The sequence below is a fragment of the Paenarthrobacter sp. NPDC091669 genome (genome assembly GCF_044756725.1).
Lineage (GTDB): Bacteria > Actinomycetota > Actinomycetes > Actinomycetales > Micrococcaceae > Arthrobacter > Arthrobacter bambusae_C.
Genome location: NZ_JBIVTK010000008.1, coordinates 104,083 through 117,150 on the forward strand (window position 1 = coordinate 104,083; position 13,068 = coordinate 117,150).

10 protein-coding genes are annotated in these 13,068 nt (G+C 60.0%); 3 read left to right on the top strand and 7 right to left on the bottom strand.

Going from position 1 to position 13,068, the window contains the following annotated elements; genetic code table 11:
* Positions 1-21 precede the first annotated feature (21 nt).
* The 4 genes from ACIQLI_RS14790 to ACIQLI_RS14805 all read right to left on the bottom strand — a co-directional run bounded on the left by ACIQLI_RS14790 (position 22) and on the right by ACIQLI_RS14805 (position 3,675).
* A complete protein-coding gene (locus ACIQLI_RS14790) occupies positions 22-576 on the bottom strand; it encodes a hypothetical protein (RefSeq protein WP_400389814.1) in 555 nt (184 codons plus the stop codon).
* 58 nt (positions 577-634) lie between these two features.
* Positions 635-1,714 (bottom strand): hypothetical protein, encoded by a 1,080-nt coding sequence (locus ACIQLI_RS14795; protein ID WP_400389817.1) that lies wholly within the window; start codon positions 1,712-1,714, stop codon positions 635-637.
* A 193-nt stretch (positions 1,715-1,907) separates the two neighbouring features.
* The gene (locus tag ACIQLI_RS14800) at positions 1,908-3,071 is read right to left on the bottom strand and encodes a helix-turn-helix domain-containing protein (RefSeq protein WP_400389820.1); all 1,164 of its coding nucleotides are present in this window, start codon (positions 3,069-3,071) and stop codon (positions 1,908-1,910) included.
* The gene (locus ACIQLI_RS14805; RefSeq protein ID WP_400389823.1) at positions 3,034-3,675 is read right to left on the bottom strand and encodes a hypothetical protein; all 642 of its coding nucleotides are present in this window, start codon (positions 3,673-3,675) and stop codon (positions 3,034-3,036) included. The genes ACIQLI_RS14800 and ACIQLI_RS14805 overlap by 38 nt, the downstream gene beginning before the upstream one ends.
* 190 nt (positions 3,676-3,865) lie before the next feature.
* Here ACIQLI_RS14805 and ACIQLI_RS14810 point away from each other — a divergent pair, with 190 nt between their 5' ends.
* The gene (locus ACIQLI_RS14810; RefSeq protein ID WP_400389826.1) at positions 3,866-5,020 is read left to right on the top strand and encodes a tyrosine-type recombinase/integrase; all 1,155 of its coding nucleotides are present in this window, start codon (positions 3,866-3,868) and stop codon (positions 5,018-5,020) included.
* Positions 5,017-7,311, top strand: coding sequence for a tyrosine-type recombinase/integrase (locus ACIQLI_RS14815; RefSeq protein ID WP_400389828.1), 2,295 nt, complete (start codon positions 5,017-5,019; stop codon positions 7,309-7,311). The genes ACIQLI_RS14810 and ACIQLI_RS14815 overlap by 4 nt, the downstream gene beginning before the upstream one ends.
* A 1-nt stretch (position 7,312) precedes the next feature.
* Here ACIQLI_RS14815 and ACIQLI_RS14820 read toward each other — a convergent pair whose 3' ends face one another.
* The 3 genes from ACIQLI_RS14820 to ACIQLI_RS14830 form a co-directional block, all read right to left on the bottom strand.
* Complete coding sequence (locus tag ACIQLI_RS14820; RefSeq protein ID WP_400389831.1) at positions 7,313-8,107, bottom strand: PDDEXK nuclease domain-containing protein; 795 nt, start codon at positions 8,105-8,107, stop codon at positions 7,313-7,315.
* 46 nt (positions 8,108-8,153) lie between these two features.
* Positions 8,154-9,233 carry a substrate-binding domain-containing protein gene (locus tag ACIQLI_RS14825; RefSeq protein ID WP_400389833.1) on the bottom strand — a complete coding sequence of 360 codons (1,080 nt, stop codon included), beginning with the start codon at positions 9,231-9,233 and terminating at the stop codon, positions 8,154-8,156.
* Positions 9,234-9,362: 129 nt separating this feature from the next.
* Positions 9,363-11,384, bottom strand: coding sequence for a PQQ-binding-like beta-propeller repeat protein (locus tag ACIQLI_RS14830; RefSeq protein ID WP_400389836.1), 2,022 nt, complete (start codon positions 11,382-11,384; stop codon positions 9,363-9,365).
* 292 nt (positions 11,385-11,676) lie between these two features.
* On the opposite strand from ACIQLI_RS14830, the gene ACIQLI_RS14835 reads away from it, so the two are divergent.
* The gene (locus tag ACIQLI_RS14835) at positions 11,677-12,990 is read left to right on the top strand and encodes an ABC transporter substrate-binding protein (protein ID WP_400389839.1); all 1,314 of its coding nucleotides are present in this window, start codon (positions 11,677-11,679) and stop codon (positions 12,988-12,990) included.
* Positions 12,991-13,068: the final 78 nt, after the last annotated feature.

Here is a 13,068-nt window from a genome sequence, read left to right on the forward strand (position 1 = left end):
TAGATGGGTGGTTGTTCAGACTCACCGAGTTATGTTATTAAACGCTGTCCGCAAACGTTTGAGAATCGTCAGCAAATTTAGCAAGAGATGCGTTCCCAGCCAGACCAAGGGCACTGTCCAACCCCAGTCCAGCACGCCATCCGATGACCTGTTGGTGGCTGCGGCGGCAATAAGGACACAAGCTAGGGACAGAGCGACCAAGGCGGAGTAAGTCACGTTGGCTCGGGCATCGTCAATGACCTGAGCAACGCCATGCGCATTCTCAAGGACTGCTCTATCTTTCCTAACAGCAACGCCTGTATTGAACATCAGCACGAGAAGCCCGAAAAGTAGGCCGGTAAAAATGGAGACCCCGGAAAGGATAGGCCCAATGCCGCCTACTCGGATCTCGTGAACATGAGTAATGGCTAAAGCAACTGGAACTAACGACACGGTTGTGGGCACCAAGTAGTACCAAGCAAATGCCCGGCGCTGGTCCTTTCGACGCTCCGCCCCTACTCGAATAGACCACGTCTCTACGTTGTCCCGCAGGACATCTAAGAGGCCTGTGCGCTCTTTAATCGTCATCATTGCCATGATCGCCCTCGCCCTCGTCTCTAGGCACGACGGTACCCGAAGCCGCCGACAGCGGACATTAGGAGGCCCAATCCGCTGGGATTTTTACGCCACGCGCACGAAGAATCCCCTCGGCATGCGTCACCCAAGTCTTAAAAAGGGCAGCGTCGGAGAGGACGCCAGAAGTTTCGTAAACAAACTGCGGAAGGCTGTTGCGGTCCACACTAAAGGTGCGCTCGGGACGATCCTGACCCGTAACCACCTCGAAACGCTTGTGATGTACTGACCCATCCACGTGGACTGGCACGGCATCCCGGAGCTGGTCTCTGATTTCGTCCGCTAGTTCGGGCGATTTGCGCAGATCTTGGATTGCTTTCTTCTGACGCGCCAGCTCGGTTTGGTCGGCCACGGAGAACGCGCTCTTATGAGCTACCTTCTTCTCCTCAAGGTCTGCAGCTGCACTCATGCGGTCGAGTAATGCGTCTCGACGTTGAACTCTTGAAGTGATTGCCCCGACAACTCCGTTGGTGATGCTATTTACTCGGGGTCCCTCGGCTACAAGTTTGATCGGTGTCCTGGCCGTCGAGCCGTCCGTTGTTGTGTCAACTATTTCGAGGTGCTCGGTCAGGCTCAACGCCTGTTGGTCCTTCAAGAGCCGTTGCCAATCTTTGGACTCAGCAAAAGCATCCACGTGAATGGTCATATTGTTGAATACGGCGTTAGGTACAAGAGCCTGACCTCGAATGATCTCTTTCAGGTTGCGGTTGCCCTGCCGTTCTGCAAAAAGGAGTCCGTAGTATGAGTCCTTGGGTATGGCAAGCATGCCGCGCATCCTGTTAAGCATGGCGGTCGTGGTTGGTACATCCACGGATGTTCCCGTTGTGGTTTCGTAGGCCTCACCTCCAACACTGTGAGGACCTTTGTTAACCTGGATGAACAGGGTCCGTCCCTGACTTTTGGCTTGGCGAAGCCGATAACCCTCCGTACTTCCGTTCTCGCGGAAGTACTTGTCTTGGATTGTCGTCAGAGATTTCTCAGCCAGGTCAAGCAGATCAAGCTCCTTCCTTTCACCAAAGGCGCTGAGGCGCTGAAGCTGAGACACGCGATGGGGCTCATTCATGCGGATCAAGAAGACCAGGTAACCGGGGGAAGCCGTCATGGCATCCTTTCAAAAGTGTTTTGGGCGCGCGGCGGTCGAGCGGCAGGATCAAAGGTAAGGTACAGATGAGTCTTCTGCGCCCCCTAAAGGATAGGGCGACAGGGCCCAACAGTTTTAAAATTGGGGTTGGCGTTGTCACCGCCAGCTGAGTGTGAAGAGGACGCCTCCCCGGCTGTGAGGGGGTTTGCGGCAGCTAATTTACAGCTCGTCGTGCCGAGAGGCTGACAACGTTTGCTCGTTGGTGAGGCAATCTGTACTGGCCTTCGATAAGCGGGCGGATGAACTCGCTAGGGCGGTCAGCGCACGCCCTAGAAATTACTTCTACACTGCTGTCCGGACCGAAGCGTCCTTCCAAGAGCTTGCTTACTAGCAACGGCCTCTCGGGTTCGCGATCGTCATATCCTGGCTCTTGAGCCCTAAGGGTTATTCCTGTCTGTCGGTCCCGGCGTGAGAGCTGCTTGTAGAGGTTCATGCGCTCTTCCGGCCGCAATAGCCCCATGCGGAAAGCGCGCTCTATAAGGGCGGCCAGGGAAACACCCCAATGCAGCTTGATCTTTTTTAAAGAACCAAGCGTCACGTGGTTGGGCCACATCTTTCGGAACGCCGCGGCAGGCATCAAGAGGGCGGCTCCGAAGTCAAAGGCTTCTTCCTCAGCTAGCTCCGGCTTGCCAAATCGGTGAAGGGCGAGGTGCCCAACCTCGTGAGCCAGGGATAATCGGATGCGCTCCCATGAATCAATGTCGCGAACCAGGACTATGGGATGTTCGCGGCGTTCGCCAACCCAGGTTGAAAGGGCGTCATGGTGTGCGCGATCGCCAGATTCAAAAGGAGCAGAAAATACGTAAATACCCGACCTTTCCAGTCTTCTCGTCAGATGTGGGATGGGTTCGGCGTCGTCGTATCCCCACAGAGTACGGGTTTCCCTCGCGGCTACTTCCGGAGAGGTCCCGGCTGGGAAATTTGGCAACAGAACAGGTACCGGTGCCATGGACTTGAAGGTCTCGTGGAGTAAGTCGCCGCAGATCGTTGCCCATGAGTTGATCACGTCCTGGGCGGTTTTCGTAAGGGACTTCTTGGCCCTGAAGCAGAGATCATCGGTGGAAACGAGAGTGGTCGGCGGCGTTTGGAGGTAAGTCGTCGAGAACGACAGTGATGCTGCGATGCGTTCCAGTTCGGCCTCGGTTACGGTCACAGGGTCGTCCGCATTCTCCATCCGGGAGTATTTGACCGGGCCAACCTCGAGACGCTGTGCCGTTTCCTTGGCTGTAAGGCCTCGAAGAAGTCGGGCGTCGCGCAATCTGGGGCCATAAATTCGGAGGCTAGCCGGTCTCGACAGCTCCTCTACCAGTTTCAGCATCGGTTGCGCCTTCTTCTATCTTGTTCTTGCTTCGAACGAGGCCGGACAGATCGTCGGCGTCGTTGCGGGTTTCTTCGGGTATGACTGTCGCAATAAGGTCGAATCCAGATTGCAGCACTATCTCGTCCAGAATTTGGCAGTCACGATAGTAGTCTGTAGGGGCCGACAACGTGCGGGAAATGGTTAGGCGCCCCAAACGGCCCTTGGCCACAGAGTAGAAAAGCCGCAAACTGCCCTCGGGCACGGGAAACAGTGTGGCATCACAGTCAGGGTCTTGAAGGAACTCTTCCGCAGGCCGGGAGGTCTGAGGGCGGCAGGTGAGGGGCAGCATCGCTGGTGCGTCTTTGATCTGCACGAGAATCGAGTCTGAGGCACCTGCCCTGATCCTGATGCCCTGCTCACTGAGAAGTTCTGAATCTTCTGCAGAAACAATCACACCTTCCCTTATGAGACCATGCAACAAAGTTGGGCTCTTCCTATCGCCCCGAGCTTTCCTCGCCTCAATGGAGTCCTGTATGGACTGGTCAATGATTTTCGCGAGGGTCTTGAGTCCTTCTGGTGCAAGACTGACATACGAGGCGAGCTCTTCGCTACGTGATTTCATAATGAAAGTTTACACCAAATAATCACATCGTGAACACCTTCCTCGAGCAAGTCGCTTTCGCCGCGACATCTATGTCCCTGCGCGGCAATGGTGCCGGCTTGGGCTTTGACTCATTTGACCGCTCGCCCTGAGTTCGGTGCTTGGCGGAGTGTCGTACGGCCGACGGCCTGCCGTGCTGCAAGGCTCAGCTATGGACTGGAACGATTCCCGTCAGGAGTTTCATTCTTCACGGGTTCTATCGGGCGCTGACTTGCCCAAGATCGGCCGAGTCACAAAGACGGCGGACGGCCCACTGCCATGGCGCGTCACCGATTTCACGGCGGATGCGAGGGAGATCGACGACTTCCTACTCACGCTTGCCACTAATGACTGCAGCCCGCAAACCATCCGTTCCTACGCATTCGACCTACTTCGCTGGTGGAGGTTCTTGGCCGCTGTCGGGATTCGCTGGGATACCGCGAGGCGCGAGGACGTGCGCGATCTGGTCCTCTGGATGAGGCAACCACAGCAGCCAGGCAGCAGGGCGTACAGCCCAACCTCTATCAACCACATGCTCTCGGTACTTTTTGCGTTCTATGAATATCACGCCCGGCTAGGGCATGGCCCGGTCGCTAATCCGGTGCCTGGCGCGGCCTTGGGGATGCGCCGATACGAGCATCACAACCCGCTGGCCCCTTACCAGCCGCAGAAACGGGCGCCTTACCGGCAGCAGACCGTCACGGGAGCACCCCGGGTGCTGTCACAAGATCTCGTAACCCGGGTCTTCACGGCTTTGACATCAACCAGGGACAAAGCGTTAGTGGCCATGTACCTGGCCACGGGTGCCCGGGCCAGCGAACTGCTCGGAATGAAGGCCCGGGACGTCGACTGGGGTAATCAGCTAATCGCGGTCGTATCCAAAGGGACTCGCGCGTACCAATGGGTGCCGACGTCCCCCGACTCATTGACCTGGCTGAGACTCTACCTTGGCGAGATGCCTTTGAAATCGCCTGAAGATGCTCTGTGGCGTACCGTGCGCCGGCCTTACCGACCACTGCAATACTCTGCTTTGCGGGCAATGCTGGTGCGAGTAAACAAGGCCCTAGGAACCGGCGTTACTTTGCACGATTTCCGCCATACCTGCGCTTCCCGGCTGGCCAATGACCCGTCCATCCCTCTTACCGACGTGCAGGCCGTTCTAAGGCACAAGCACCTCACCACGACGTCCAAATACATCCACACCAACACCCAGGACATGGTTCAACGTGTCCTGGAGCACCACAAGGCGCCCCGGGACTCAACCCCACCACCCGCTTGGGGATACGACCCGTGCGACATGGCGGAGCTTTTCGGTCCCTTGCCATGACAGCCACCGTGACCGCCCTGGAGGTCTTGTCCCCTCGGGAGTCCCGCCCCGACCCTAAGGGCGCCCGGTGGAGCCTGAACGAAATTACTGCCCGCTCCACGGAGCTGATCCCCGGTACCAGGAATAGAAAGATTGAACGGGCAAAAGGTTTGACCTACCTCTTGGCATGGCTCGACACTTTCCCTGGCGATAACTGGCAGCAGCGTTGGATTGCCGCAGGGTGCGACCAGGCCGGCACGTCATGGGGGCAACAGGACCTCATTCCTTACAGGAAATCGCTGCAGGGCAGTGCGGTGATCGCGCTCGTGGTGCTTGGCGTCGTCCGACCGTCCATGCTTTGGTTGCGGACCGCCACCCCGCCGCACATGTTCATCACATACAGAAGCGTCGTCGACGCCGAAACGTTTGCCCTAATGGATGAGAAGCTCGACATTTTCCGCCTGTCGAAAACCTCCAAAATGTTGGCCCTGAACGCGATGACCCTCTTGAGGATCCGTACAGGTGGCCCGTTGCTGAGCGTCACGGCATCACAGTTCCTCAGTGCCGAAGCTGAATGGAAAGCCCTGGGCAGAACCCGGTCGGTAGGCGTGGTCTGGCAAGCCCTCCAGGCGTGCGGGGCTCTATCAGGAGAGCCAGCCGACTACCGTGCACTGCAGCTGGAGGGACGGCGCACGGTCCCACAGCTCGTTGACACGTACGGGGTAAGCAACCCGAGGATCCGCTCGTTGCTTATCGACTACCTTACGGAGAGAGCTGCCGCTCTCGATTACTCCTCCTTGGCCGGACTGACCCGCATGCTGGTCCGGAACTTCTGGACAGACGTTGAACGCCATCATCCAGGGCAGGACACCATCAGGCTCCCGCACGGCACTGCAACAGCTTGGAAGCAGCGCCTTCGGTACCTGCCTGGAGGGCGGGAACGCCGAGACTACTTTGCGCACCTGACCGCCGTGCGGGCGTTCTACACCGACCTAGCCCAGTGGGCAATCACCGAGCCCGAGCGATGGGCGCTGTGGGCCTGTCCCTCTCCGGTTAGCGCGGCAGAAACCAGCAACCTGGCCAAGCAAAAGCACCAACGGCAGTCGCGCATGCATCAGCGCACCCGAACCCTCGCACCTTGGCTCAATACCCTCGTTTCAGCAGCGGCGAAGGAGCGCGCTGAAACGGCCGCTCTTCTCCAAGCAGCAGCCCAAGCAGCGGAAGGTGAACTCCTGACCGTTCATGGGACGACCTACCGCCGCGTTGTCCGTGGCCACTACCGGGACAACGGGTGGCCATCGATCGAGAACCTGGAGACGGGTGCGGTCATGCGGTTGCACCGCGCGGAAGAAACAGCGTTCTGGAGCTGGGCGATTCTTGAGGTCCTCCGCCTGACAGGACTGCGTGTTGAGGAGCTCGTTGAACTGACCCATACCTCCATCCGGCGTTACGATCCGACTGCTGGAGACGCGACAGTCCTGCTGCACGTCGCTCCCTCGAAAACCGACAGGGAACGCCTCATCCCGGCCTCTCCGGAACTGGCCTCAGTCCTCGCCACAATTATCCGCAGGGTAAAGGGACCAGATGACACTCTCCCCCTTGTAAGCCGCTTCGACCCGCTGGAACGCAGATGGGGAGCCAAGCTTCCTCACCTCTTCCAGCTCAGGCTTGGCGGAGTTCCCCGGGTACTCTCCACAGCAGGTGCCCGGACCCTCCTGGGCGCTTTGGCCGCCAAAGCGGACTGCAAGGACATCGACGGAACCCCGCTAACCTTCACCCCTCACGACCTACGGCGCATCTTTGCAACGGAAACCGTTAACAGCGGGCTGCCCGTCCACATTGCCCAGCACCTACTCGGCCACCTGAATCTCAATACGACCCAGGGCTACATCGCCGTCTATCCCGAACAGGTCATCAGAAGCTACCGTAGCTTCATCGACAACCGGCGAGTCTTCCGGCCCGCACAGGAGTACCGGGATCCCACCTCGGAGGAATGGGCGGAATTCGAGAACCACTTCACCCTCCGGAGGGTCGCCCTTGGGACCTGCCACCGCCCCTACGGCACGCCCTGCGTTCATGAGCATGCTTGTGTGCGCTGTCCCATGCTCCAAGTTGACCCTGCCCAGCTGCCTAGGCTTCACGAGCTGGAGACGAACGCGGTCACCCGACTTGCTGAAGCCAAGCAAAAGACTTGGCTCGGTGAAGTCGCCGCGCTCGAGGAATCATTGCGCCACATCCGGGAGGAACAGGTGCAGGCAACCCAAATCAGCGATCGGGTCAGAAGGGGCGCCGAACTATACAACGAACACTGAGTCAGGCAGCTAAAGCGAATTGCTCCCCCAGACGGCGCAAACTCTTAGTGCAGTTAAACCGGTTCTGGTCCATGTGGAAGAACAGCATGTCGACGTAGTAGTCGTCGCCGTCGACATCGAAGTGGACCTGCCGGCCAACGAACGAGAATCCCGGCCCGAGTTCCCTGAGGGTTTCAGTGATTCGGCTGGTAAGGGCCAGTTCAAGGTCCCGTTCGGCGACTTCCCCCGACAGGCCGAGAAATTCGAAGCTGTAGGGGTCCTTGGCCACCTGCTGGGCCAGTTCGGAATCTTGTCCAACAAGCCGTTGGACAAAGTTCGACGGCGCCGCGCCTGTCCTTTCCAGCGTCCGGTTCATGATCATGTTCAGCAGGACGTTGCGAGACCAGCCGTGGTCAACTGCGGCGCCAGCGTACAAATCCCGGTCCTCCGGCATGTCTAGTTTGTCCAACAGCACTGTGATGTGGCCCCACGGCAATTGTCCAACGGCTTGTTGGACAATTGAATCCGGCCAGGCGGCTGCGAATCCCCGCATATAGAAAAGGTTGGATCGCGATAGGCCCTTCATCTCCGGGAACTCTGCACGGAGGTCCTCGGCCAGGCGTCCCATGACCCCGCTCCCCCATTGCTCCGCCTGCTGGCGCTCCAACACAGTCTTCCCGATCGACCAATACAACTCGATCAGCTGTGTGTTGACGGTTCGACGGGCGGTCTGACGCGCATCGCGCACGCGTTTCTTGAGCGCGTCTAAGAGATCTTTGTAATCTGCGGGTAAAGCCAGGGCACGCGAATCAGTCATGCACACAAACCTATTGACCGCCACCGACATTTCTCAGGGCAAACCCCTATTCCGCGTCCTCCCCCGTCACCGTGGACTCCCGGATGATCAGCTTCGGGGCCAGGCTCACGCGGCGGAGTGCAGGCGACACCGCCGAGCCCGTCTTTCCCGCAAGGCGTTCCATGCACATGGTCACCGCCGCGTAGCCGACGTCGCGCTTTGGCGGGGCGATGGAGGTCAGGGGGACGGGGGCAAGGTCGGCCACCTCGTCGTCATAGGCGACGATCGCCAGGTCCTCCGGGACGTCGACGCCGGACTCCTCGGCAAGGTTGATCAGCGTGATGGCTTCCTCGTCGGGCAGGACCAGGACTGCATGGGTGTTGGTCCGGCGGCAATCCTTCAGGAACTTGGCAAACTCCTTCTGGTTGTTGCCTGCCCCGACCACTGACCGGACATATTCCATGACGGGCGCATCTGTTTCGAGGCCAAGCTTGGACACCATGCGCTCATGGCTTTCACGGAGCCAGGGTGCCGTGGGGCTGGTAGCGATGGCAAGCCCTATCCTGCGGTGGCCCAGGGATGCGAGGTGCTCGATGGCCAACTCTGCGCCGTAACCGTGATCGGACATCACGGATTCGAATACCCGGCTTGACCGTTCCACAAGCACCACGGGGATCCGCAGACCGGACAGCAACTCGAAGGTGGGCGAACCGGGCTCAAGGGGGCCCGCGGTCGCCAGGAGAATCCCGTCCACGGAGTTGGCCACCATACGCTGGAGTTGGCGGAGCTCGTCCTCTGCCGAGTAGTTGCTGACACCGAGGATGAGGCGGGCGTTCAGCGCATTTGCTGCAGCTTCCGCGCCGCGGATGACTTCCGGAAAGTAGTAGCCGGTGGTCGGGACAATGAGTCCCAAGGTGGCCAGCGGCTGGCGCGGCCTCCTGTGAACGGTGTCGCCAGGCCGCTCCACCACTATGCGGACCGCACCGCCATGGATCCGGCGCAGCAGGCCCTGGGAAGCGAGCTGCGTCAAGTCCCGGCGGATGGTCATGGTGGACTGGCCGCTCTTTTCGGCAAAGTCGTTCACGGTCAGGGTCCCGCGCAGCTCCAACTCACGGAGTATCTTCTCGTGGCGTTCCCCGCTGAGCATGCCAATCCTCTTCCGGAATCCCAATGTTCAAACAAGCATAAATGACCAAATACAAACAACGTTGCGGGGCCTGCTCTGCGCGTAAAACACTCGCCAGAGCGCGCAGAGCGGGCCCCGCAACGCCAGCCACTACCGCCGGGGGTGGTCGTTGATCCGCACGAGGTTTCGTCCCCGCATGGTGTAAAGGTAGCCGTCCTCATCGTTGTTGATGTGTGAACCGCTGTACCAGGCGCCGTCGATATCAGCCACCACGGTAGCTACCTCGAAGGTCTTGGGGTCGAAGCGGAAGACGTGCGTGTTGGAAACGCCGTACACCGCGCCACGGTTGGTGACCAGGGCCGCGAAACCGTAACTGACCGAGGTGATGTCGGCTTGGTGCACCACCTTGCGCTGGGGTAGGTCGATGACGAACACGCTGCCTTTGCGGGACACGCCATAGAGATACTTCCCTTGGACAGCCAAGGCAGCGACTCCGGAATTCTGTCCGGGATCGATCCTCCACAGTTCCTTGCCGTTCACGGGGTCGAAGGCAACCACGGTCCCTTGCCCGCCAAGGTCCGGGAGGCCGCCACCCAGGTACGCCACGCCGTCGCGGCTTGCCACGGCGCGAACCAGCTGGACCTCATCGACCGGGTTCACGAAGAAGCCCTTCTTGCCGGTGCGCGGGTCATAAGTCCACAGCGAACCGCCGCCCTCAGTGTCTGCCTGTGTGACCACCAGGACCAGGTTGTTGGTCTCGTCCCAGCAGACGTCCAGGGGGCGGTTCTGCTCCTTAGGGAAGTCCGCTACCTGCGTGATCGGCTTTCCGTTGCGGGGGTCGTAGCTCCAAATACCTTGGCCGCTGTACTGGCCCGTGTACAAGGCGCCGTCCACCACGATCGCGTCTTTCGCCTCACCCGGAGCGCTCATGTTGTTGACTTGCCCGGTCCGGAGGGAGCGGCGTGCAATGACACCGTTGCCGCCAACGTAGACGTAGCCCGCGCCCGCCGCGATACCCATCACCGACTGCGGATCAGAGGGTGCGCCGGCTTCGCCGAGGTCGGTGGTCTTGGTGCTGCCGGTTGCGGGGTCGATCTGCGCCACGAAGCCGTAGCCTGAGGTGACCAACAGCTTGCCGCCCTTGGCGTCGACGCCCCAGATCTCCCCCAGCGAAGGCCCTTGGTACGGCACCGCCGAGATCGCGTTGGCGGACAAGCTATAAGCAACCAGCCCGGTTTCGTTGGCGAAGTAGACCTTATCCCCGATGGCCGCGAAGTTCTTGGCAGTCTTCCCCTCGGACAGGGCCTGCACATAAGTCGTCGGGTTGCTGAGGTTCACGGCGGCGATCTTGGAGTTCTCCAACGAACCGGCCGAGCTCACCATGAGCTTGTCACCCACTATTCCCAGGTCCCGGATGCTGGGATCCTTCAGCATTTCTGCCGGAGTGACGTTGGTGAACGTCTTGGTGGCGCGGTCGTAAGCGAACAAGCAGGCCCGGCTTGCGCCGCTGCCGCCGTTGAGCGTACTGCCGGCACCGAAGAAGATCGTGGAGTCTGTGGCAGCTACGGCACGGGCGAGCGTTGCGCCGGGGTCGGGAATGCCGAGGCTGGTGATCTGGCTGGTGGCGGGGTCGAACTCCCACAGTGCCGGGGCCGTGGGGCTTCCGCCACCCACAATGTAGAGGCGTCCGTTGGGTGCAACGCTGAGGTCCCGGACATCCCTGTCGCCGATGCGGCCGATCGCCGTGGCCTTGGTAGCAAGACTATTGAGGTCCCAGCGGAAAAGGTTTGGCAGCACGCCCGTGGACTTCTGCAGGACGCCGGCATAGAGGTAACGGCCCGATGCGTCGGCAGCCAGGGTCTGGATGGAGTGCCCGTTGGTGAGTTCGGTCTGGCCGATGACCTTTCCGGTGGGGACATGGAACGCAATGATCCGGACTGGATCCAGGTTTCTCGAACCAATGTAGAGCGTATCGCCCACCAGCAGCCCGCTCATGAGAGAGAACTGTACGACGGCGGGACCCAGGTCCAGGATTTCCGTCGCCTTCGGCTTGGACCCCAGGTAAGTGGACGCCGACGCCGGTTGGCCTGCTGCCAGCCCGATGGCCGCGGCGAGCGACGCCGCTCCTCCGACTTGTAGGACTGACCGCCTGCTGATGTTCGTTTTCTCCATGGGAATCCCTGTTCTTAGGTAATGACTTTTTCAGTAGTCGCCGTTTCGGGTGTCCAGAATTCATAGCAGCGGTGAGCGAACAGCGTCCAGCATTTGTGTTCGTTCAAACATAATTGGGTGCTGAAGTGCTCGGTCCGGCCAGTGAAAATCCGAAGTGTTCATTCATCTGAATGTTTGAATTTGTTTGAAACGTTGAAGATGTTCGAACTTGCGGATTACATGGATCCATCACCATGTGGCCCCAACCACATGCCCTCCCTCTTCGCATCGCAAGTCTTCAAAGGAGAACACCATGAAGCGTCGTCACCTATTAGCGGGGGTGGCCGGCCTGGCGGCCAGCACCTTGCTGCTCGCAGCCTGCGGGACCGGCCCCAGCACCTCCGCTGCTCCTACGCCCACGGAAGACCCCTCAGGGTCCATTACTTTCTGGTCCTCACTGGCCGGGATGGACAAAGTGGCTGAAGCGTTCAACGCCAGCCAGGACAAGATCAAGGTCAGCTTCGAAACCATCCCCAACGGCGCCAACGGTGGTTACGCCAAGCTCTCCACTGCCATCACGGCAGGCAACGGCCCGGACGTCGCCACCATCGAATACCCCCAGTTGCCGCAGTTCGTCAGCAACAGCCAGGTCATTCCGCTCGATGGCCTGATCAACAAGGCCGAAACTGTGGACAAGCTCACGGACGAGACCAAGGCATTGGTCCAGTTCGGCGGGAAGACCTACGCCCTTCCGTACGACGCCGCCCCGATGCTCATGTGGTACCGCAAAGACATGCTGGCCAAGGCCGGCGTCGAGGTCCCTAAGACCTGGGACGAATTTGAAGAGGCAGGCAAGAAGCTCAAGGCCGTAGCGCCTGACTCCTACCTGGCCAGCTTCAACCCCAACGAGGTAGCGGCGAGCGCAGGTCTGGCCTGGCAGGCTGGGGCCAAGTGGTTCGGCACCGAAGGCGACAGCTGGAAAGTTGGAGTCAACGACGAAGCAACGCAGAAGGTTGCCAACTACTGGCAGAAGCTGATCGACCAGAACATCGTCAAAGTCACCCAGGCCTACAGCGACGAGTGGAGCCTGGACCTCGCCAACAGCACTGTGGTTGGCGTAGTGGGCGCGAACTGGAGTGCCACCGGCATCCAGAAGCGCACCGAAGCCAGCGGCCAGAAGGGCCAGTGGATCGCTGCCGAGCTGCCCAACTGGGGCAACGAATCCGGCGCTTTCTACGGCGGTTCCAGCTTCAACGTGACCAAGAGCAGCAAGAACCCGGCTGCGGCCGCCAAGTTCGTCGAGTTCCTCACCACCAATCAGGACGCCATCAAGGCCCGCGGCAACACCGGCTCCGCGTTCCTGGCCTTCCCGGGCCTGACGCCCGTGGCCCAGCAGGCCTACGACGCCAGCTACTTCGGCAACGACATCTACGAGGTCTTCACCAAGGCGTACGGCACCATCACCCCGGGCTGGCAGTGGGGACCCAATTGGGACGTCACCAACACCGCCCTCAAGGATGCCTACGGCAAGCTCACCACCGGCGGCACCATTCTTGGCTCCGTCGATACCGCCCAGGACGCCACGGTGGCCAGCCTGAAGCAGGCCGGCCTGTCCGTCAAAGAGTAGTTCCGTCACCGAGTAGCCCCACAGTCAGGGGGCCTCTTCCCGAGGTCCCCTGACGAGGCCCCCTCCCAGCTAGGAGAA

What these genes read in the sequence shown, in the direction of transcription:
- ACIQLI_RS14790 (WP_400389814.1), bottom strand. Translation starts at nt 576, where the DNA reads ATGGCAATGATGACGATTAAAGAGCGCACAGGCCTCTTAGATGTCCTG.
- ACIQLI_RS14795 (WP_400389817.1), bottom strand. Translation starts at nt 1,714, where the DNA reads ATGACGGCTTCCCCCGGTTACCTGGTCTTCTTGATCCGCATGAATGAG.
- ACIQLI_RS14800 (WP_400389820.1), bottom strand. Translation starts at nt 3,071, where the DNA reads ATGCTGAAACTGGTAGAGGAGCTGTCGAGACCGGCTAGCCTCCGAATT.
- ACIQLI_RS14805 (WP_400389823.1), bottom strand. Translation starts at nt 3,675, where the DNA reads ATGAAATCACGTAGCGAAGAGCTCGCCTCGTATGTCAGTCTTGCACCA.
- ACIQLI_RS14810 (WP_400389826.1), top strand. Translation starts at nt 3,866, where the DNA reads ATGGACTGGAACGATTCCCGTCAGGAGTTTCATTCTTCACGGGTTCTA.
- ACIQLI_RS14815 (WP_400389828.1), top strand. Translation starts at nt 5,017, where the DNA reads ATGACAGCCACCGTGACCGCCCTGGAGGTCTTGTCCCCTCGGGAGTCC.
- ACIQLI_RS14820 (WP_400389831.1), bottom strand. Translation starts at nt 8,107, where the DNA reads ATGACTGATTCGCGTGCCCTGGCTTTACCCGCAGATTACAAAGATCTC.
- ACIQLI_RS14825 (WP_400389833.1), bottom strand. Translation starts at nt 9,233, where the DNA reads ATGCTCAGCGGGGAACGCCACGAGAAGATACTCCGTGAGTTGGAGCTG.
- ACIQLI_RS14830 (WP_400389836.1), bottom strand. Translation starts at nt 11,384, where the DNA reads ATGGAGAAAACGAACATCAGCAGGCGGTCAGTCCTACAAGTCGGAGGA.
- ACIQLI_RS14835 (WP_400389839.1), top strand. Translation starts at nt 11,677, where the DNA reads ATGAAGCGTCGTCACCTATTAGCGGGGGTGGCCGGCCTGGCGGCCAGC.